General features: G+C 72.4%; 15 protein-coding genes. 6 read left to right on the top strand and 9 right to left on the bottom strand.

The window, feature by feature from the left end:
• Positions 1-112: 112 nt before the first annotated feature.
• The gene (locus ABVB68_RS17625; RefSeq protein WP_353601993.1) at positions 113-2,311 is read right to left on the bottom strand and encodes an ABC transporter family substrate-binding protein; all 2,199 of its coding nucleotides are present in this window, start codon (positions 2,309-2,311) and stop codon (positions 113-115) included.
• A 317-nt stretch (positions 2,312-2,628) separates the two neighbouring features.
• Here ABVB68_RS17625 and ABVB68_RS17620 point away from each other — a divergent pair, with 317 nt between their 5' ends.
• The 4 genes from ABVB68_RS17620 to ABVB68_RS17605 are packed head-to-tail and all read left to right on the top strand — an operon-like array spanning position 2,629 to position 6,489.
• Positions 2,629-2,919, top strand: coding sequence for an Rv0250c family protein (locus tag ABVB68_RS17620; protein ID WP_353601992.1), 291 nt, complete (start codon positions 2,629-2,631; stop codon positions 2,917-2,919).
• Between the two features lie 27 nt (positions 2,920-2,946).
• The gene (gene sdhC, locus ABVB68_RS17615; protein WP_353601991.1) at positions 2,947-3,768 is read left to right on the top strand and encodes a succinate dehydrogenase subunit SdhC; all 822 of its coding nucleotides are present in this window, start codon (positions 2,947-2,949) and stop codon (positions 3,766-3,768) included.
• 22 nt (positions 3,769-3,790) lie between these two features.
• Positions 3,791-5,722 (top strand): fumarate reductase/succinate dehydrogenase flavoprotein subunit, encoded by a 1,932-nt coding sequence (locus ABVB68_RS17610; protein WP_353601990.1) that lies wholly within the window; start codon positions 3,791-3,793, stop codon positions 5,720-5,722.
• Complete coding sequence (locus ABVB68_RS17605) at positions 5,719-6,489, top strand: succinate dehydrogenase/fumarate reductase iron-sulfur subunit (RefSeq protein ID WP_353601989.1); 771 nt, start codon at positions 5,719-5,721, stop codon at positions 6,487-6,489. Before ABVB68_RS17610 ends, ABVB68_RS17605 begins: the two co-directional genes overlap by 4 nt.
• A gap of 52 nt (positions 6,490-6,541) precedes the next feature.
• Here the strand turns inward: ABVB68_RS17605 and ABVB68_RS17600 are convergent, their stop codons facing one another.
• Entirely contained in the window at positions 6,542-7,816 is a 1,275-nt protein-coding gene (locus ABVB68_RS17600) for a glycoside hydrolase family 18 protein (RefSeq protein WP_353601988.1), read from the bottom strand.
• Between the two features lie 80 nt (positions 7,817-7,896).
• Here ABVB68_RS17600 and ABVB68_RS17595 point away from each other — a divergent pair, with 80 nt between their 5' ends.
• The gene (locus tag ABVB68_RS17595) at positions 7,897-9,843 is read left to right on the top strand and encodes a hypothetical protein (RefSeq protein ID WP_353601987.1); all 1,947 of its coding nucleotides are present in this window, start codon (positions 7,897-7,899) and stop codon (positions 9,841-9,843) included.
• Positions 9,844-10,296: 453 nt separating this feature from the next.
• Here the strand turns inward: ABVB68_RS17595 and ABVB68_RS17590 are convergent, their stop codons facing one another.
• The 7 genes from ABVB68_RS17590 to ychF form a co-directional block, all read right to left on the bottom strand.
• The gene (locus tag ABVB68_RS17590) at positions 10,297-12,885 is read right to left on the bottom strand and encodes a SpoIIE family protein phosphatase (RefSeq protein ID WP_353601986.1); all 2,589 of its coding nucleotides are present in this window, start codon (positions 12,883-12,885) and stop codon (positions 10,297-10,299) included.
• A 277-nt stretch (positions 12,886-13,162) separates the two neighbouring features.
• Entirely contained in the window at positions 13,163-13,570 is a 408-nt protein-coding gene (locus ABVB68_RS17585; RefSeq protein WP_353602096.1) for an ATP-binding protein, read from the bottom strand.
• A gap of 478 nt (positions 13,571-14,048) precedes the next feature.
• Complete coding sequence (locus ABVB68_RS17580; RefSeq protein WP_353601985.1) at positions 14,049-14,468, bottom strand: (deoxy)nucleoside triphosphate pyrophosphohydrolase; 420 nt, start codon at positions 14,466-14,468, stop codon at positions 14,049-14,051.
• Between the two features lie 222 nt (positions 14,469-14,690).
• On the bottom strand, positions 14,691-14,882 hold the full coding sequence (locus tag ABVB68_RS17575) for an SPOR domain-containing protein (RefSeq protein ID WP_353601984.1): 192 nt from the start codon (positions 14,880-14,882) through the stop codon (positions 14,691-14,693).
• A gap of 506 nt (positions 14,883-15,388) precedes the next feature.
• Positions 15,389-16,141 (bottom strand): GntR family transcriptional regulator, encoded by a 753-nt coding sequence (locus ABVB68_RS17570; RefSeq protein ID WP_353601983.1) that lies wholly within the window; start codon positions 16,139-16,141, stop codon positions 15,389-15,391.
• Positions 16,142-16,288: 147 nt separating this feature from the next.
• Positions 16,289-16,633 (bottom strand): hypothetical protein, encoded by a 345-nt coding sequence (locus ABVB68_RS17565; protein ID WP_353602101.1) that lies wholly within the window; start codon positions 16,631-16,633, stop codon positions 16,289-16,291.
• A 942-nt stretch (positions 16,634-17,575) separates the two neighbouring features.
• Positions 17,576-18,664 carry a redox-regulated ATPase YchF gene (ychF, locus tag ABVB68_RS17555; protein WP_353601982.1) on the bottom strand — a complete coding sequence of 363 codons (1,089 nt, stop codon included), beginning with the start codon at positions 18,662-18,664 and terminating at the stop codon, positions 17,576-17,578.
• 182 nt (positions 18,665-18,846) lie between these two features.
• Here ychF and ABVB68_RS17550 point away from each other — a divergent pair, with 182 nt between their 5' ends.
• Positions 18,847-19,419, top strand: a complete 573-nt coding sequence (locus tag ABVB68_RS17550) for a DUF6542 domain-containing protein (protein ID WP_353601981.1) — start codon at positions 18,847-18,849, stop codon at positions 19,417-19,419.
• Positions 19,420-19,662 lie beyond the last annotated feature (243 nt).

The following is a 19,662-nucleotide window of genomic DNA, read 5'->3' as shown; positions in this document are numbered from 1 at the left end:
AGGCCCTCTCGTACGTCCGAATGACGCGGGCCCTGCCGGGCTTGACATGCCACGGCCTCACCCCATATTACGTGGCCCCGAGGGGTTCGGCCTCCCCGGGGCCCCGCGGGCCTCAGCCGCCGGACGGTTTCGGGGCGCCCTTGGCACCCTTCCTCAGGTAGCCCATGTCCTCGTAGACCGGTGTCTGGAATCCGAAGGCACCCGCGTTGACCAGGTCTTTCCGCACTCCCACCAGCTGAGGTCGCTGGTAGAGCGGGATGGAGCCGGCCGCCGCCCAGATCCGCGAGTCGGCCTTGCGGATCAGCGCACGCTCCTCGTCCTCGTCCAGCGTCGCCGCCGCCTCGTCGAAGAGCTGGTCGACCTGGTCGGTGCCGACCCTCGTGTAGTTCTGCTCGACGTTCACCGACCCGTCGGCGGCCGGCACCGGCTTGGCGTAGACGGGCCGGGCGTCGGTCGCGGGGAAGGCCGAGGCGGGCCAGGAGTACAGGGCGAGGTCGTAGTCGCCGGAGGCGATGTGGTCCTTGAAGTAGCTCTCGTCCGAGACCTTGGTGATCGTGGCCTGGATGCCGACCCGCTCCAGCATCGCCCTGATCCGCTCGGCGACCGTGTTCAGGGTCTCGGAGCCGGGGCCGGAGGGCAGGACGAAGTCGAGGGCCAGCGGCTTGCCGTCCTTGGCGAGCAGTCCGGCCGGCGCGGCGGCCGGGGCGGCCGTGCCCTGCGGGGCGTACGCGCCCGGCGCGCCGCCGTGCTTGCCCTCCTGCGCGAAATGCCGGCCGCTCTCCTCGCCGTGCTCGTGCGTGCCCTCGGCCGACTCGTGGTGCTTGCCCTTGGCCTGCTCCTCCTCGCGGCCCTTGTCGTCCTCGCCGACGATGTACGCGCCGTCCTCGCCGCCCTCGGACCCCTCCTCCTCCTTCTTCCTGCTCTTCCCGCTCTCCGCCCCGGCCGCCTTCTCCGCCTTCTTCTGCTCCTTGATCGGGCCTCCGGCCACCCAGCCGGCGTCGGCGAGCAGCGCCTGCGCCTCCTTGGTGTCCGGACCGCCGACGGCACCGCTGTTGTCGGCGTAGGCGGGCTGGCCGGACAGGGCGAGATGGCTGCCGACCGGGACGGCGGGCAGGCCCAGGGGGGTCAGGACCAGCTTGGCCAGCTCCGTGCGGTCCAGCGCGCGGGCGACGGCCCGCCGGACCCGCTCGTCGGTGAGGGGGCCCGCGGAGCCGTTGAGGGCGAGCTGGGTGTAGGCGGGCTCCAGGGACCTTCGGACGGCGAAGTCGCCGAGGGCCTGCTGCTGCTCCAGGTACTCCGTGACGGCCTTGAGCAGCTTCTTCCTGCCGCCCTTGACCTCCTCGGAGTCGAAGCCGTGCGCGAGCGCCCAGGAGCGCAGCTTGGCCACGGAGGTCTTGCCGCCGCCCTGGAAGGGGGAGCCGGAGCCCTTCTTGCCGGTGGCGAGGCCGATCCGCTGGGCCTCGGCGGCGTCGATCTCGGCGAGGTCCACCGTGCCGTCGGCGAGCGCGGTGGCCCGCTTGTCGCGGGTCACGGCGTGCAGCACGATCTCGTCCAGCTTGGCGGGATTGCCCCACCAGCGCGGATTGCGGGTGAGGACGACGTCCTTCTTGGCGGTGTCGACCTTCTCCACCTTGAAGGGGCCTGCGGTGACCGTCAGCTTGCGGCGGGCGCCGTCGTTGAAGGCGTCCGGGGTGCCCATGACGTCCTTCGGGTACAGCGGGGAGAACAGCGATCTCCAGTCGGCGTACGGGCGGGAGAAGGTGACCCGGACCTGGAGGTCGTTGGCGCCGCGCTCGATCTTGGCGATGCGGTCGTAGCCGGCGTTGCGGGCGGTCCAGTAGGCGCTGTCCTTGCCGGACAGGGCGCGCCACTGGGCGGCGAAGTCGGCGGCGCCGATCTCCCGGCCGTCGCTCCAGACTGCCTGCTGGTTCAGCTTGTAGAGCACGACCTGGCGCGGTTCGGTCTCGATGACCTTGGCCGACTCCAGATAGGCGGGGTTCGCCACCGGCCGGCCGTTCGCGTCGAGCCGGAACATCGAGGGCAGCACGGCCTGCGCGATCCGGGTGGTGCCCGCGTCCGCGTCGGCCTGGAAGGTGTTCAGGGTCTCCGGTACGGCGTCCACGGCCCACTTCAGGGTGCCGCCGTCGGCGACCCGGTCGCGGGCGGCGAGAGCGATGTCCTGCGGCGCGAGGGGGCTGCTGACCTCGTCCTCGGAGCTGCAGCCGGCAAGGAGCGACACCGCGAGCGCGCCCGCGGTGAGGAAGGCGACCGAGCGCATGACCGCGCGCAGGCCGACGCCGTCGTGGGACATCTCTGCTACCTCCGGGAAGCCGCGGGCTTTATGCTCACTTTTGTGCGGGTATATGGAGCTGATCACTTTTGGCGGTATATGGAGCTGATCAGATCTATGCGGCCACTGAAGTGGAAAGGATCCGGCCACAGCGGGCGACACGGCGACGGCAGGCGGTAACCCCACCCGTGCGGCGCAACCCCTCCGGTGATGCACCGGTGCGCCTCCGCCAATCGCTGCACATGCCTTCACACCGGCACGTGTGGCGCGCAACACTCCAAGGCGCATGAACGTTGCCGCCCTGGTTCCGCCGGATCCATGGAAGTGAGGGGCAAGTCATGACCGTGCACGACGACATCACCTCGGTCCAGCGCTCCCTCGACGATCTGCACCGGTCGTTGGGACGCCTGGAGGACCACCTCGGCAGCGGCGGCCTGGAGATGCGCCGGGTCCGGCTGGACGCCGACCACCTGCGCGAGAGCGTGGCGCTGCTGCGGGCGGCCGCGGCCGCCCCGGACGCCGCCCGCCGCCCCGACCTCGTCACCATCTCCGACACGCCCTACGACATCAGCCTGTGGACGGACTCGGACGACGAGGGCCTGGGCGCCCGCGACCGCCACGCCCCCTGACATCCCCCGAACCGACCGGAGTCCCTCTTGGCTACTGGTACGGAACCCCAACAGAACAGCGGCGGCGTACGCACCGGCACCCGCGCCGCGATCGCCGCCCCGCACCTGCGGACCGACCGCTGGTGGCTGGCGCCCGCCACCACCGCGGCCGGCCTGCTCGCCTTCGTCGTGTACTCGACCTGGCGGGCCTTCGCGAACGCGGACTACTACGCGGCGCCGTACGTGTCGCCCCTCTACTCGCCCTGTCTGGCGCGGAACTGCGCGACCATGCACGGCGGACCGAACGCCGACGTGTTCGGCAGCTGGTGGGCCATCTCACCGGCGATCATCATCCTGGTCTTCCCGCTCGGTTTCCGGCTGACCTGCTACTACTACCGCAAGGCGTACTACCGCAGCTTCTGGGCGTCCCCGCCGGCCTGCGCGGTGGCCGAGCCGCACCGCAGGTACACCGGTGAGACCCGCTTCCCGCTGGTCCTGCAGAACCTCCACCGGTACTTCTTCTACGCGGCCGTCCTGGTCGCCGGCGTGCTGACCTACGACACGGTGCTGGCCTTCCGGGACACGCACTACCGGTGGGGCCACATGGGCCTGGGCACCCTGGTGTTCCTCGTCAACGTCGCGCTGATCTGGACGTACACCCTCTCCTGCCACTCCTGCCGGCACATCGTCGGCGGCAAGCTCAAGCACTTCTCCAAGCACCCCGTGCGGTACCGGACCTGGCAGTTCGTCGGCAGGCTCAACGCCCGGCACATGCTGCTCGCCTGGACGTCGCTGGTGAGCGTGTCCCTCGCCGACCTGTACGTCTACCTGGTCGCGTCCGGTGTCTTCGACGATCCGCGCTTCTTCTAGAGAATGAGTTGAGGACCGACTGATGTCCGTGGTGGACCGGCAGGAGTGGGACGTCGTCGTGGTCGGCGCGGGGGGCGCCGGGCTGCGGGCCGCGATCGAGGCGCGCGAGCGGGGCGCCCGTACGGCGGTGATCTGCAAGTCCCTGTTCGGCAAGGCGCACACCGTGATGGCCGAGGGCGGCATCGCGGCGGCCATGGGCAACGCCAACGAGCACGACACCTGGCAGGTGCACTTCCGCGACACCATGCGCGGCGGCAAGTTCCTCAACCAGTGGCGGATGGCCGAGCTGCACGCCCGGGAGGCCCCGGACCGGGTGTGGGAGCTGGAGACCTGGGGCGCGCTGTTCGACCGCACGAAGGACGGCCGCATCTCCCAGCGCAACTTCGGGGGCCACGAGTACCCGCGGCTCGCGCACGTCGGCGACCGCACGGGCCTGGAGCTGATCCGCACCCTGCAGCAGAAGATCGTCTCGCTGCAGCAGGAGGACTTCGAGGAGACCGGCGACTACGAGTCCCGGCTGAAGGTCTTCCAGGAGTGCACGGTCACCAGGATCCTCAAGGACGGGGACCGGGTCTCCGGCGTCTTCGCCTACGACCGCGAGACCGGCCGCTTCTTCGTGCTGGGGGCCCCCGCGGTGGTCGTCGCGACCGGCGGCATCGGCAAGTCCTTCAAGGTCACGTCGAACTCGTGGGAGTACACCGGCGACGGCCACGCGCTCGCGCTGCTCGCCGGCGCACCCCTGGTGAACATGGAGTTCGTGCAGTTCCACCCGACGGGCATGGTCTGGCCGCCGTCGGTGAAGGGCATCCTGGTCACCGAGTCGGTGCGCGGCGACGGCGGGGTGCTCCGGAACTCCGAGGGCAAGCGGTTCATGTTCGACTACATCCCGGACGTGTTCAAGGAGAAGTACGCCGAGTCGGAGGAGGAGGCCGACCGGTGGTACGAGGCACCCGAGGACAACCGCCGTCCCCCCGAACTGCTCCCGCGCGACGAGGTGGCCCGTGCGATCAACGCCGAGGTGAAGGCGGGCCGCGGCTCACCGCACGGCGGGGTCTTCCTGGACGTCTCGACGCGGATGCCGGCGGAGGTCGTCCGGCGCCGGCTGCCTTCCATGTACCACCAGTTCAAGGAGCTGGCGGACGTCGACATCACGGCGGAGGCGATGGAGGTCGGCCCGACCTGCCACTACGTGATGGGCGGCATCGCCGTCGACTCGGACACGGCGGCCGCGCGCGGGGTGCCGGGACTGTTCGCGGCCGGTGAGGTGGCCGGCGGCATGCACGGCTCCAACCGCCTGGGCGGCAACTCCCTGTCCGATCTGCTGGTCTTCGGGCGCCGGGCCGGCCGGCACGCGGCCGAGTACGCGCAGGGGCCGGCCGGGCTGCGGCCGCCGGTCGACGACGGCCAGGTCAACACGGCGGCCGCGGAGGCCCTGCGGCCCTTCTCCGCGGAGACCGAGGGCGAGGGCGGACCGCCGGAGAACCCCTACACCCTCCACCAGCAACTCCAGCAGACCATGAACGACCTGGTCGGCATCATCCGCCGCGAGGGCGAGATGACCCAGGCCCTGCACAAGCTCGCCGAGCTGCGGGTGCGGGCCCGGCGGGCCGGCGTCGAGGGGCACCGCCAGTTCAACCCGGGCTGGCACCTCGCCCTGGACCTCAGGAACATGCTGCTGGTCAGCGAGTGCGTGGCGCGGGCCGCGCTGGAGCGGACCGAGTCGCGCGGCGGGCACACCCGCGAGGACCACCCGGAGATGGACCGCGCCTGGCGCAACGTGAACCTGGTGTGCGCCCTCGCCGACCCCACCGGCGGCCTCGCGGCGGCCGACCCCGCCCACGGCCAGATCCGCCTGACCCGCGAGACCACCGAGCCCATCCGCCCCGACCTGCTCGCCCTCTTCGAGAAGGAGGAGCTGGTCAAGTACCTCGCCGAAGAGGAGCTGTACGAATGAGCAGCTACGAGGCCCGCTTCAAGGTGTGGCGGGGCGATGCGCAGGGCGGCGGCCTGACGGACTTCGCGGTCGAGGCCCACGACGGAGAGGTGGTGCTCGACATCATCCACCGGCTCCAGGCCACCCAGGCGCCCGACCTCGCCGTGCGCTGGAACTGCAAGGCGGGCAAGTGCGGTTCGTGCTCCGCGGAGATCAACGGCCGTCCGCGGCTGCTGTGCATGACCCGCATGTCGGTGTTCGACCGCGACGAGACGATCACCGTCACGCCCCTGCGCGCGTTCCCGGTGATCCGCGACCTGGTGACCGACGTCGGCTTCAACTACCAGAAGGCCAGGCAGATCCCGGCGTTCGTGCCGCCCGCCGGAGTCGGCCCCGGCGAGTACCGGATGATGCAGGAGGACGTGAACCGCTCGCAGGAGTTCCGCAAGTGCATCGAGTGCTTCCTGTGCCAGGACACCTGCCATGTGGTCCGCGACCACGAGGAGAACAAGACCGCGTTCGCCGGCCCGCGCTTCCTGATGCGCGTCGCCGAGCTGGACATGCACCCGCTGGACGCGGCCGCCGAGTCGGGCCTGGACCGGGCGCGCACGGCCCAGGACGAACACGGCCTGGGCTACTGCAACATCACCAAGTGCTGTACGGAGGTCTGCCCCGAGGGCATCAGGATCACGGACAATGCACTGATCCCGCTGAAGGAACGGGCCGTCGACCGCCGCTACGACCCGCTGGTGTGGCTGGGCTCGAAGATCGGAAGGCGGCCCTCGTAGCGCCGTAGCCCGGCCCCGCCCGGAACTCAGCCGGCCCGACCCGGCCCGGAACTCAGTCGGCCCAGCCCTCGCGGTACGCCCGCCAGTCGCCCTCCGTCGCCGCGAAGTCGACGTACAGGGCGACGCCGAAGCGGGCGCGGCCGGCGTCGGTGCGGGACAGCCCGAGGCGCACACCCCGTACGGCGGCCGGGACGGTCTCGGCGCGCGCCCGGTGGCCGAAGCGGTTGTCGTGGTAGAAGGGCAGGCCCATGAGGAGGTCGGTGGTGTCCGGGGTGACCTCCAGGGCGAGACTGGTCTGCTGGGCCACGTACCCGCCGTACAGGCTCTGCAGCGGCTGCATGGTGTCGTACGACATCACGGCGATCTGGTCGACCCGGCGCGCCACCTGCCCGAAGTAGGCCTGCGACCACCACTTGGGGTGCCCGGTGGTCGCGCCCCAGAAGGAGTGGAACGCGGGCAGCGGGTCGATCTGGTGGGCGGCGACGGAGAGCAGCGCGTGCCGGGCGCGGGTGAGGGCGCGCAGGTCGTCGAGCAGGGCCAGGTAGTCCTGGTCGCCGGAGTGCAGCGGCTCCAGGTCGAAGTGGGCGCCCTCGAAACCGGCGGCGAGGATCCGGCGGGTGGAGGCGAGGATCGCGGCGCGGGTCGCGGGCCGCTCCAGCCGCAGGCCGTCCGGGGTCTCGCCGGCCAGCTTGTCGCCGAGCCAGGCCTGGACGCGGACGCCGGGCAGCTCCCGGTGGACGGCCGCGATCAGCCGGCGTGCCTTCGGGTACGCGGAGCCGGGCAGGGTGCCGTCGTGTTCCAGCGGCCCCGAGTGGACGTACAGATCGCGTATGCCGGTACCGCGCAGCCGCCGGGCGAGCGCTTCGACGTCCTCGTCCCCCTTGCGTCCGTCCACCCAGGCGTGGCCCAGCCAGAGGGCGTCCTGGTGGCGGGTGCGGGTGCCGGGGGCCGGATCACCGGTGTAGTTGAGCCGCAGGGCGGTCTCGGCGGTGATCAGGGGCAGAAGGAGCAGCACGAGACAGCCGATCACCCAACGCAGGACTCGCCGCCGCCTACGCCGCCCGGCCTCCGCCGCGACGCGAGCGGCCTGCGGGGCCGGCCGTTCGGCCTCCGCTGCACCGTCTGCGGGCTGCGGGCCCGGCCGTTCGGCCTCCGCGACACCGTCCACCGACTGCGGACCCGGCCGCCCCGTCTCCGCCACACCGTCAACGGCCTGCGGGCCCGGCCGCCCCGCCTCCGAGGCACCGTCTGCGGGATGGGGGTCCGGTCGGCCGGGGGTGCCGTCGGGCTCCCCCGCGCCCGCTCCGGTCATCGCTCCGTTGTCCATTGCGTCCCCCTGTCCGCCAAGTCCCCCACCCGTATCCATCCCGCTCGCGAAGCCGCCTACCTGCCCATACGCTCCGAAATGTGACGTCCTCCCTGATCCGGTGCCGGCCCCGGCACGCCAAGGCGCAGATACGGGTGCGCGTCGCGCAGGCCGTGCTGGGTGCCGTGGTCGCATCCGGGTGGCTGGTGTTGCCGGTGATGACGGTCGGCGCCCGCGAACCGGTTCCCCTGGCGGCCTCAGGTCCGGTCGCCGGCGCCGCCGCGGCGCAGCAGGACGAGACGTCAACCGCCGATCTCGTGCTGCCGCTGGTCGCCGGCGGCGCCGCCGTCGCGCTGGCGGGATACGGCTACCTGCGGCGCACCCGGCGGGCCCGCTCCCGTACGACTCCGGGGATCGTCTCCGTGCGGCCGCCCACGCCCACCCCGGCCGACTCCGAGCGCCAGGCCCGCGCCGCGCTGGTGCTCGCCGACGACTGCGTGCGCACCAGCCGGGAAGAACTGTCCTTCGTGCGCGAGCGGTTCGGCGAGGTGGAGGTCGAACCGTTCACGCAGGCCGTGCGGGCCGCCGAGACCGAGCTGTCGGCGGCGTTCGCGATCTGGCGGCGGTACGAGGAGGGGGCACCGGCGGAACCGGACGCACGCCGGCAGGCGCTGGTGGGGGTGATAGGGCGGTGCGCGGAGGCGGGACGGCGACTGGACGCCGAGACACCGGCCCTGGACGGACTGCGCGGACTGGAGCGAGGGGTGGGCGGCGCGCTGGAGGTCGCCGAGGGACGGTTCCGGGAGCTGACGGCTCGGGCGACGGCCGCTCAGGGGACGCTCGCGGCACTGCACGGGCGGTATCCGCCCCTGGCCGGCGGGTCCGTCACCGGGTACGTCGAACAGGCCGAGGACCGGCTGCTGTTCGCCACCGACCAGCTGAACCGGGCCCGCCGGGCGGACGGTTCGGGCGAGGAGGAGGGGGCGGCGGCCCACCTGCGCGCGGCCGAGGGCGCCGTCGCGCAGGCCGGCACCCTGCTGGACGCGGTGGAGCGACTCGCGGACCGGCTCCACCAGGCGTCCGGCCTGGTACCCCCCGCCCTGACGGAAGCAGAGGCGAGGCTGCGGGGGGTGCGGCACGGAATGACGGGGGCGGGGCAGGGAGCGGGGGCGGAGACGGAGCAGGGGGTGGGGCGGGGAGCGGGGGCGACGCCGGAGACGAAGGCCGGGCCGAAGGCGGTGCCGGGGCAGGAGGTGCAGTCGGGGTCAAAGGCGGAGGCGAGGCCGGAATCGGAGCTGGAGACGAGGACGAGGCCGGACACGAAGACCAGGCCGGACACGGAGGCGAGGCCGGAGACGAAGGCCAGGGCGGAGGCGGAACCGGGGCAGGAGGCGGAACCGGGGCAGGAGGCGCAGTCGGGGTCAAAGGCGGAGGCGAGGCCGGAGACCGAGTCAGGGCCGGAGACGGAGACGGCACCGGAGGGCAAGCCGGGTCAGGAGGAGGCCGTTCCGGCGGGCCGGGTGTGGGCCTCACCGGCCGCCGGCGAGTTGCATGCCCGGCTCGCTCACGCGGACGCGGTGCTGACCGCCGTTCGTGCGGAGGCGACCGGGGGGCCGTACGACCCGCTGGACGCGCTGCGCCGGATCACGCGGGCCCTGGCGCGGCTGGGGGCGGCACGGTCTGGGGTGCTCGACACCGCGGCCCTGCTTGTGGCCCAAAATTCTGTCACCGGGGCGGAGGAGTTCGTGGCGGTGCACCGGGGCGCGGTGGGCGCGGAGGCGCGGGCCCGGCTGGCACAGGCGGTGCGGTCGCTCGCCAGGGAGGATGCCGAGGAGGCCGACACCGTCGCCCGGCGGGCCCGCGAACTCGCCGAACGGGATGTGCGGACGCACGGCGACCCCTACACCGGCACCGACGGCGACCCGGCGACCCGGGCCGGTGCCGTCCTCGGCGGGATCCTGCTGGCCGAGGACCCGGACGGCGGCCCCCCGGCGAGCTTCGGCGGCCCGCAGACCCGGGGCAGACACCACTTCCCCCCGGCTCCCTGACCGTCCACCCCGACAGGATCGGCCGGGGCAGGTGGGCAGGTGGGCCGGCCAGGGTGAGGCGCACGCACACAGGCCGACCCGCGTCCGGCGGGCACGCGGGCCGGCCGGGTCAGGTGGGCGCGCGGGCCGGCCGAGTCAGGTGGGCGCGCGGGCCGGCCGGGCCAGGTCGGCCCGCGGCCGAGTCCGGGTCAGGTGGCCCGTGAACCCGGCCGGTCAGCTGACCTGCGAACCGCCCGGGTCAGACAAGGCTGCGAACCCGCCCCGGTCAGACCAGGCTGCGAACCCGCCGCGGTCAACTGACCTGCGAACCCGCCCCGGTCAGAAGAGCCCGCGAATCCGCCCCGGTGGAAAGGGTGCGGACCCCGCCCCGGTCGGAAGAGCCTCCGGACCCGGCCCGGTCAGAACAGGCCGCAGACCCGCCCCGGTCAAAACAGGCGGCGGACCCGCCCCCGGTCAGAACAGGCTGAGCAGGGCCTCTGCCGGGTCCGTGAGGCCGTTCTCGGCGCCGGGCAGCGGTAGCTCGAACCACACCGTCTTGCCGCGAGGCGTTCGTCGCGAACCCCACGCCGCGCTCAGCAATCCGACCAGCTGCAGTCCTCGGCCCCCCTCGTCCGTGTCGCGGGCCCGCCGCCGTCGGGGCTGGACCAGCCCGGAGTCCCACACCTCGCACACCAGCGTCCGGTCCAGCAGCAGCCGGAGCCGGATCTCTCCCTCGCCGTACCGCAGCGCGTTCGTCACCAGCTCGCTGACCAGCAGTTCCGCGGTGTCGACCAGCGGCTCCAGATCCCAGCTGAGCAACTGCGCGCGGGCGTACTCCCGGGCCCGGCCCACGCTGCGCGGCTCGCGCGGCAGCGTCCAGTCGCCGACGGACTCGGCGGGCAGACCCTGCACCCGGGCCATCAGCAGAGCGATGTCGTCCTCGCCGTGGTGGGTGTCGAGGGTGCTGAGCACGTGGTCGCAGACGTCCTCCAGCGGACGGGTGGGGTCCGTGAGCGCGCCCACGAAAGCCTGGAGCCCCTCGTCGAGGGGATGGTCGCGGGACTCGACCAGTCCATCCGTGTAGAGCGCCAGCAGCGCGCCCTCGGGAAGTTCGACCTCCACCTCCTCGAACGGCTCGCCGCCCACGCCGAGCGGCATGCCGGGCGGCACGTCGAGCATCAGCGCCGGCTCGCCGGGCTCGACCAGGACCGGCGGCAGATGGCCCGCGTTGGCGAACGTGCAGCGCCTGGTCACCGAGTCGTAGACGGCGTACACGCAGGTGGCGAGGTACACCTCGGAGAGGTCGGCGTCCCGGGGCTGCCGGGCCGTCCGGGTGGCCTGCTGGACTCCGCCGGGGGTGCCGAGGCCGCGCGCGATCTCGTCCAGGGCCGAGAGGACCTCGGCCGGTTCGAGGTCCAGCAGGGCCAGCGTGCGCACCGCGGTGCGGAGCTCCCCCATGGCCACGGCCGCCCGCAGGCCCCGCCCCATCACGTCGCCGACGACCAGCGCGGTGCGGTGCCCGGGCAGCTCGATGACGTCGAACCAGTCGCCGCCGACCTCCGTCGCCGCGTTGCCGGGCAGGTAGCGGCAGGCGATGTCCAGTCCGGAGGCCTCCGGGTCGCCGGGCGGCAGCAGGGAGCGCTGCAGTATCAGCGCCCGCTCGTGCTCGCGGCGGTACAGGCGCGCGTTGTCGATGCAGACCGCGGCCCGTGCGGCCAGTTCCACCGCGAGGTCGCGGTCCCGGTCGCCGAACGGCTCGCTGCCCTTGGTCCGCGCGAACTGGGCGAGGCCCACGACCGTGTCGTGGGCGACCATCGGCACGGCCAGCGTGGACTGCACCAGGCCGCCCTCCTCCGCGGGCACGGCCTGGGGACGTGCTTTGCGCAGGGCGTCGGCGCAGGGCGAGTTGAAGGGGAAGTGGTGGACGGCGCCGACCGCGACGGATTCGCCGGAACCGGTGAAGGGCGCGTCGGAGACGGCACTGGCGAAGGCGACACGGCGCAGTTCGGCGCTGCCGTCGGCGAGCCCGGGCGGGGCCTCGTCGCCGGCCAGCAGCCCTTGGTACAGGTCGACGGTGGCGAGGTCGCAGAAGCCGGGGACGACCACGTCGAGGAGTTCGCGGGCCGTCGTCTCCAGGTCGAGCGAGTTGCCTATGCGGGCGCCGGCCTCGTTGAGCAGGGCGAGGTTGCGCCGGGCCGCGGCGGCCTCGCGGGCGGCGGCGCGGCGGGCGGTGATGTCGATGCCGAGCCAGGCGACTCCGATGGGCCGGCCGCTGCCGCCGTGCACCCGGTAGAGGTTGACGGACCAGTGCCGGCGTTCCTCGGAGCCCGGAACGAAACCGGTGACGTGCATGTCGGTGATGGACTCGCCCGACTCCAGCACCCGCCGCAGCGTGGCCGAAACCCGTTCGGCCTCGGCCCGGGGCAGATAGTCGTGAACTCCCTTGCCTCGGTGGTCGTCCGGGGCTCCACCGAAGATGGAGGCGAACCGCTTGTTGGCCCGACGGACCCTCAGATCGGGGTCGATCAGCAAGAAACCGAAGGGCGATTGGCCGAAAATCGCCTGCGAGGCGGCGAGATCGGTCTCCATGCCGCGCAGGGTGCGGACGTCCACCACGATGCACACGGCGGCCTTGTCGCTCTCGGCGGTCCGGGTGGGCATGACGTACACCTCGGCCAGGCCCTCCTTGCCGCGGCCGCCGTCCGGCGTGTCCGGCATGCGGAAGGGGACCACCCCGGTCCATTCGCGTCCGTCGAGGATTTCGGCCATCTTGCGCTGACCGCGCTCGTGCTGGTCGGGGTCGACGAAGGCCGCTATGGGGTCCATCCCGACGGCCCGTTCGGCGGGGATGCCGAAGAGCTGCTCGGCGCGCAGGCTCCACTGGTCGACCAGCCCGTCGGGGCCGATGGAGAAGGAGGCGACCTTGATGTAGTCGTAGATCGAACCGGGCGGACTGCTCTGCCACACGGCGTCGCCGGGTACCGCGGCAGCATCCGCGGCCTGTTTCCTCGCGCCGTCCGACGGGTCCTCGGACTCCGTGGCCTTCGCTGGTATCTCGCTCACGCGAACCGTCCCCTCCAGCTCACCGCGTCCGGTACCGGTCACCGGAGGCGGCTGCCCGCAGTATCCAGCACTACGGCGCCGCACGACACGGTGTTCACGATCACAGCTCGGTCCAGACGCTTTTCAGACCGGGCCGTGACAACACTTCCACTCTTCTAACCAGGGAACACGCCCGCGAATCACGCAGGGCGGGACCGGTCGCGGGAGCGGAAGCGGGACGTGGACGGCTCACCGGTGGATGTACACCGCACCATCACTCGATGGGGCGGTCTCCTCCTCATCCGGGAACCGTCAGTTCGAACCAGACGGTCTTCCCGCCCACACCGGGCCGGGTGCCCCAGCGGCGCGAGGAACCGGCCACCAGCTGCAGGCCCCGGCCGCTCTCGTCCTCCAGCCGGGCGACGCGCTCGCGCGGCGGGTCCGGGAGCGGGTCGGAGACCTCGACCAGCAGCGCGCCGTCCAACCCGGCGGGGCGCACCAGCCGTACGCCGATGGGACCGGTGGCATGCCGCATCGAGTTGGTGACCAACTCGCTGACCAGCAACGCGGCCAGGTCGGAGACGGAGTCGAGGTTCCAGCCGTGCAACTTGCCGCGCACCGCGGCCCGGGCGGTGCGCACGGCACCCGGTTCCGCGGGAAAGGACCACTCGACGCAGTCGCCATCGGTGTCGATCACGCCGATCACTTCCCAGGCCAGCAAGCGAGCCCACCCATGTCCGGTTTCATGGGGTTAATGGGCACATACCCGATATCAAGCCGGCAGTACCGCGCCGAAGGGCGCACTGTGGCACGAACGGCGTACGAGGCGCCGCATCCGGCCGATGCGAGCGCCGGAACACGTCGGGCGCCCCGCGGCCCGGGCCGGTGACGGCGGGCGGACGGTGCCGGCGGATGCGAGCGGACCGAGCCGACGGCCGCACAGGCGGACCGAGCCGGCGGATACGCAGGACCGAGCCGGTGACCGCACCCGGGCCGAGCCGACCGCCACGAACGGACCGAGCAGACCGCTACGAACGGACCGAGCAGACAGCTGCACGCGGACCGGCGGATGACCACGAGCGGATCGAGTCGGCGGCCACGAGGAGGCTGCGGGGCGGGTGCGAGGCCGCCGTAAGGCCGCCGCAGGGCTGCCGTAAGGCCGCGCAGGGCCGCCGCAGGGCTGCCTAAGGGCGCCGCAACAGGCTCAGGGACTCGATCTCCCGCACCGCCGCCACGTCCTGGTCCAGCCATGCCACGTCCCAGACCTCGGCCAACGAGAGCCAGCGCAGCTCGTCATGGTCCTGAAGGGGTTCCGGGGCCGGGGAGCCGGGAAGCAGGCGCGCGGTCCACACCTGCAGGACGTACGGCGCCCGCAGCGGCCACTCGCCCGGCACGCGCTCGACCGGTTCGGCGTCGATACCGAGTTCCTCACGCAGTTCGCGCACCAGGGCGTCTTCGGGCCGCTCACCCGCCTCGACCTTGCCGCCGGGCAGCTCCCAGCGTCCGGCGAGTTCCGCGGGCGCACTTCGGCGCGCGGCGAGCAGGCGGCCGCCGTCGAGCAGGGCGGCTCCCACCACCACGATCCGTTCCGTGTCGGAGGTCATGGTCCGGAGCCTACGGGAGGGCGGGGAACGTCAGTTGTGGCCGGCGCCGCGCGTTGCCGCCCGCCCCGTCGGTACCGAGCGCCGCCGCGCGTCGTGCCCGCCGCCGTCACCCGGGGCTACCGGCGTGCACCGTGGCCGGCCGCCTCCTCCGTCGCGACCGCCGCGGTTCCATACGACCGCCCCCTCGGTCGCGACCGCCGCCGTTCCATACAGCCGGCCCCCTCAGTTGTGACCGCCGTCGCCGTTGTGGCCGATGCGTTCGACCCAGTAGAGCTGCTTGTGTCCTCGGTCGTCGAGGCTGTCGGCTATCTTCTGGGCTTCGGCCCGCGTCGCGTACCGGCCGACGCGGTAGCGATTGCCGTTGTCGTCCTGCCGTATGACGATCCAGGGCAGCGAGACCGTGCCCTCACTCATGGCCCCCTCCGCCCGCGTCGCGCCTTCTCGCATCGCCCCGCCCTCCCCCACGTTCGGCTGCGCCGGCGCGAGCGAACCCCTGTTCCGTCCCGGGCCCCCGCCGCGCCCCGCCTAAGGAAACCCCAATCCGCATATGCCCGAGCGTACGCCCAACCTTTACGCAGCGAATACGCCTTTTCACAAAGAGGTACGCAACCAGCCAGAACGCCGGGGGCGCGCGGGGCCGAACGCGCCGTCGCGCAGGGCGCCACCTCGGCTCGGGGGTCTGCCCGCGGAAGGGGCGATCACCTGGGAAAAGGCCGGATTGCGGCGGCCGGGTCGGCGTCGGCCGCGGCCGGGCGGACGAGGCGTCCGCCCGTTCGGCACCGCAAGGGTGTGCGCTACCTCACCCGCAGGGGCGTGCGAGGCACCGCCCGATGCTCGGAGAGGCCGCCACGGGAGGACAGCCGACCGCACCCGGTCGGCTGCTCCGCGGGCGCCGGTTTTCGGACGCCCATGGGGCAACGTCACTTCACGGGCAGGTGGTACGCGACCCGGTAACGGTCCGCCGGGATCACCACGTCGGCGGTCTCCACCGGGCGGCCGGAGGCGAAGTACGTGCGCTGGACGACCAGCACGACGTGGCCGGGGACACCTCCGAGGACGTGCAGCTCCTCTGCGAGGCCGGGGCGAGCGCCGACCTCCTCGGTGACGTTGTCCACGATGACGTCGATGCCCCGCATGCGCTCGACCACGCCCATGCCGCCGAGCGGACCCTCCTCGGGCAGCATCACCGGCGTGCGGCCGGTGACGGCGAGGGGCTCCCAGGAGGTGGAGAGCATCATCGGCTCACCGTTCTCCCGGAACAGGTACCTGGTGCGCATGACCCGGTCACCGAGCTGGATCGCGAGCCGCTCGGCGATGGCGGCCCCGGCCTCGGTCTGCTCGGTACGGGACTCCCAGGTGCCGCGTGCGGAGGCGTCGGCCTGCTCCTGCCGGAAGGGCGTCGCACCCCCGGCCGGCCGGTAACCGGAGCGGGCGACCCGGCGGGGCACGGGCCGCTCGCGCACGTAGGTGCCCGAGCCGGAGCGGCCTTCGACCAGGCCCTCGGCCATCAGCACCTTGCGGGCCTCGAGCGCGACCGTGTCCGAGACGCCGTACTCCTCGCGGATGCGGGCTTGGGAGGGGAGCCGGGTGTGGGGCGGCAGCGCACCGTCGACGATCTTCTTGCGGAGATCTCCTGCGACACGCAGGTACGCCGGCTGCTCACCGAAAGTCACTGGCCGCTCCCATCAGATTGTACAGACAGCAACAGCCTGGCAACCGTGGGTTGTACGACGCAAGCAAAGGCCAGAGAATCACCCGAAGTGATTACAAGGAGGCCGGGAGGGCTTTACCCAGGCACTTTCTCCCCCGTATAAGAGGTCTCACACCCGCATACCGGTGTCGGAACGGTCGTCGTCCCTCCCGGGCGGAGTGGTGGCGGGCCCCAGGGCCTTCCGGGCGGTGACCGCCTGGCGCGGCGCGACGAGTTGCATGGCGGTGTCGTAGCGCTCGTAGAAGTCGTGGCGCCCGCAGAAGGTGTCGCCGTTCTCGGCCCCGGCGGTCTTCGCCCATTGCGCACGTGCCGTGTCCAGCCGGGCGGCCGGCGCGATGACCGGCCCGCAGGCCCTGGCGGCCCAGTCGTGCGCGTGCAGTACCCGGGCCTGCCCCGCCGGCGCGGCCGACACCCGGCCCGCCCACGCCTTGTGGCCCGGCAGTTCGTCCTCCACCTACTCCGCGTCGGGGCGGTGCCAGGGCCGCGTTGAGAAGGTGAGCGGCGTCGGGGCGGTGTCCAGGGCCGCGTTGAGAAGGTGAGCGGCGTCGGGGCGGTGTCCAGGGCCGCGTTGAGAAGGTGAGCGGCCTTCAGACAGGCGACGTGGTCGGCGTCGGGGACGGTCTCGTCGTTGTGCAGCGAACCGGTGAGGCCGCCGCCCTCGGTGGTGCCGCCGAACACGCAGGTGACCTCGCGCTCCCCCGCCGCCCAACTGCCCGCGGTCGGCGTGAGGTAGTACACGTGGACGTCGGACGGGACCGCCCAGCCGTCCATCGCGCAGCCGTCCTGAAGGTCCCAGCAGCGTGCGTCGGCGGTGCGGGTGACCGCGGCCCCTCCGGGGTAGCGGCCACCGGCCAGGACGAAGGAGGCGAACACCTCGCCGCCGTGCTCACCGGCACAGGGGACCGTGTCGAGGTCGTAGGCCGCGCCGGACAGCGAACCGCCGGGATCGTCGGAGCACTCACCCTCGGCCGGCGAGGTGCTCGGGCCGTCGCGTGCGCCCTCCCTGACACCCTGCCAGAACGCTGCGCCGCCGCCCGTGCCCGGCAGCAGCGCCCACGACAGCAGCCCGATCCCCGGACAGGGCGGCATGCTGGGCGAGCACGGCCGGCGAGATCGGTGGCGCCGGGAACGCGACGGCGCTGCGCGGCGGGTACGCCGCCCGCCCCGGGCCGCTCGCTCGCACCGCACCTGTGGCCCGACTCCGGGCAACGGGCCCGGGCCGCCGTCGGCAAGGCGTGCGCGGGCCTGTCGGCCGATGCCTGGCCACGGGTCGACGACGCGGCGCAACCGCTCCCCCGCGTGCCGGGCTCATCCGGCACGCCGCGGACTCCGCGCGGACCGCAAAGGCCGCCCAACCCGCTCGGTCGCAGGTCAGACGGCCTTTTCGCCGGACGTACTAGACGTTGAAGCGGAACTCCACCACGTCGCCGTCCTGCATGACGTAGTCCTTGCCCTCCATGCGGGCCTTGCCCTTGGCGCGGGCCTCGGTGACCGAGCCGGTTTCGACCAGGTCCGTGAAGGAGATGACCTCGGCCTTGATGAAGCCCTTCTGGAAGTCGGTGTGGATCACACCGGCCGCCTCGGGGGCCGTGGCACCCTTCTTGATGGTCCAGGCGCGGGACTCCTTGGGGCCGGCCGTCAGGTAGGTCTGCAGGCCGAGGGTGTTGAAACCAACGCGGGCCAGTGTGGCGAGGCCGGGCTCGTGCTGGCCGACGGACTCCAGCAGTTCCAGGGCCTCCTCCTCGTCCAGCTCGGCCAGGTCTGCCTCGAGCTTGGCGTTGAGGAAGATCGCCTCGGCGGGGGCGACCAGGGCACGCTGTTCGTTCTTGAATTCCTCGTCGGTCAACTCGTCCTCATCGACGTTGAAGACGTAGAGGAAGGGCTTGCTGGTGAGCAGGTGCAGGTCGTGCAGCAGCTCGTTACGCTCGGTGCCCTGGACGATGCCGTGCGAGAAGAGCGTGTCGCCCTTCTCCAGGATCTCCTTGGCCTCCTCGACCGCCTTGACCTTGGGCGCGACGTCCTTCTTGATCCGGGATTCCTTCTGGAGCCGCGGCAGGACCTTCTCCACGGTCTGGAGGTCGGCGAGGATCAGCTCGGTGTTGATCGTCTCGATGTCGTCCTTCGGCGAGACCTTGCCGTCCACGTGTACGACGTTCTCGTCCTTGAAGGCGCGGATCACCTGGCAGATCGCGTCGGACTCGCGGATGTTCGCGAGGAACTTGTTGCCCAGGCCCTCGCCCTCGGAGGCGCCGCGCACGATGCCGGCGATGTCGACGAAGTCGACAGTGGCCGGAACGATGCGCTCCGAGGTGAAGATCGACGCCAGCTTGGCGAGCCGGGAGTCGGGGACCCCGACCACGCCGACGTTCGGCTCGATCGTGGCGAACGGGTAGTTGGCCGCCAGCACGTCGTTCTTGGTCAGGGCGTTGAACAGGGTCGACTTGCCGACATTCGGCAGGCCGACGATTCCGATCGTGAGCGACACTTTGCGACTTCCCGTAGATGAGAGGGCCAGAGGCTGCCAGGGGGGCCAGAGGCACTGGCCGATCCACCAGTCTACGGCGTTCCGCCTGGGCGGGTCGCGGGAGCGTCGGACGCTCGGCCAAGGTGTTCCCACCGGCGTGTCCGAGGACCGATTGACCACATAAACAGACCTAAGTTGGTCCAGTGGAGCAGCACAGGACACGACCCCCGAACGGCGGAAGGCGGCGAGGCACGCCGCAGGGCTCCCTGCCCTCGCAGGGGCGGCGCGGGGCCGCCGGCGACCGCAGGCCCGGCGGCGACCGCAGGGCCGGGTCCGCCTCGGAACGGGCCTTACGGCAGGACCGGGCGCCGGGGACGGCGCCGGCCGGCCCGAGGCTGCCGAATCCCCGGCTGACCGGGCTCGGCGGCGGTCTGTTCTGCGTGGTGGTGATGTTCCTGCTCGGCGCTGTGGACCGGTTCCTGTTCGGCGGGTCCCTGCCGGTCTACGGGGTGCTGTTCCTGCCGGTGTGCGTCCTGATCGCATTGTGGGTGCGCGAGGGCGACCTGCTGACCGCTCCCGTCGTCGTACCGATCGGGTTCGCCATGGGGCTGCTCCCGGTCGCCGACGGCAGCGGGGGGCTGCTCGGCCGGCTCATGGGGCTGGTCACCGGCCTCGCCACCCAGGTCGGCTGGCTGTACGGCGGGACGCTGGCCGCCGGCGCGATCGCCCTCGTCCGCCGGGTGCGGTGGGTACGGCGGCGCCGACGGCGCGGCTGAGCCCAGCCCAGCCGAGCCGAGCTGAGCCGATCCCAGCCGAGCCGAGCCGAGCTGAGCCGATCCGAGCCGAGCCGAGCTGATCCCAGCCCAGCCGAGCCCGGCAGACGGAGCGCAGCCGAGCCGAGTCGGCGTACCGGGGGGCGGCCCGCTAGTGAGCTGGTCCGGAGATCCTGTCGCAGTAGCGGCAGATGCGGTCGATGATCTGGTCCGCGGTCTTGGTCCATCTGAAGGGACGGGCCTGTG

This window comes from Streptomyces sp. NPDC096012, from assembly GCF_040426375.1.
Lineage (GTDB): Bacteria > Actinomycetota > Actinomycetes > Streptomycetales > Streptomycetaceae > Streptomyces.
The sequence above is the reverse complement of the archived record's forward strand: the minus strand, read 5'-3'. Positions and strand labels throughout refer to the sequence as shown.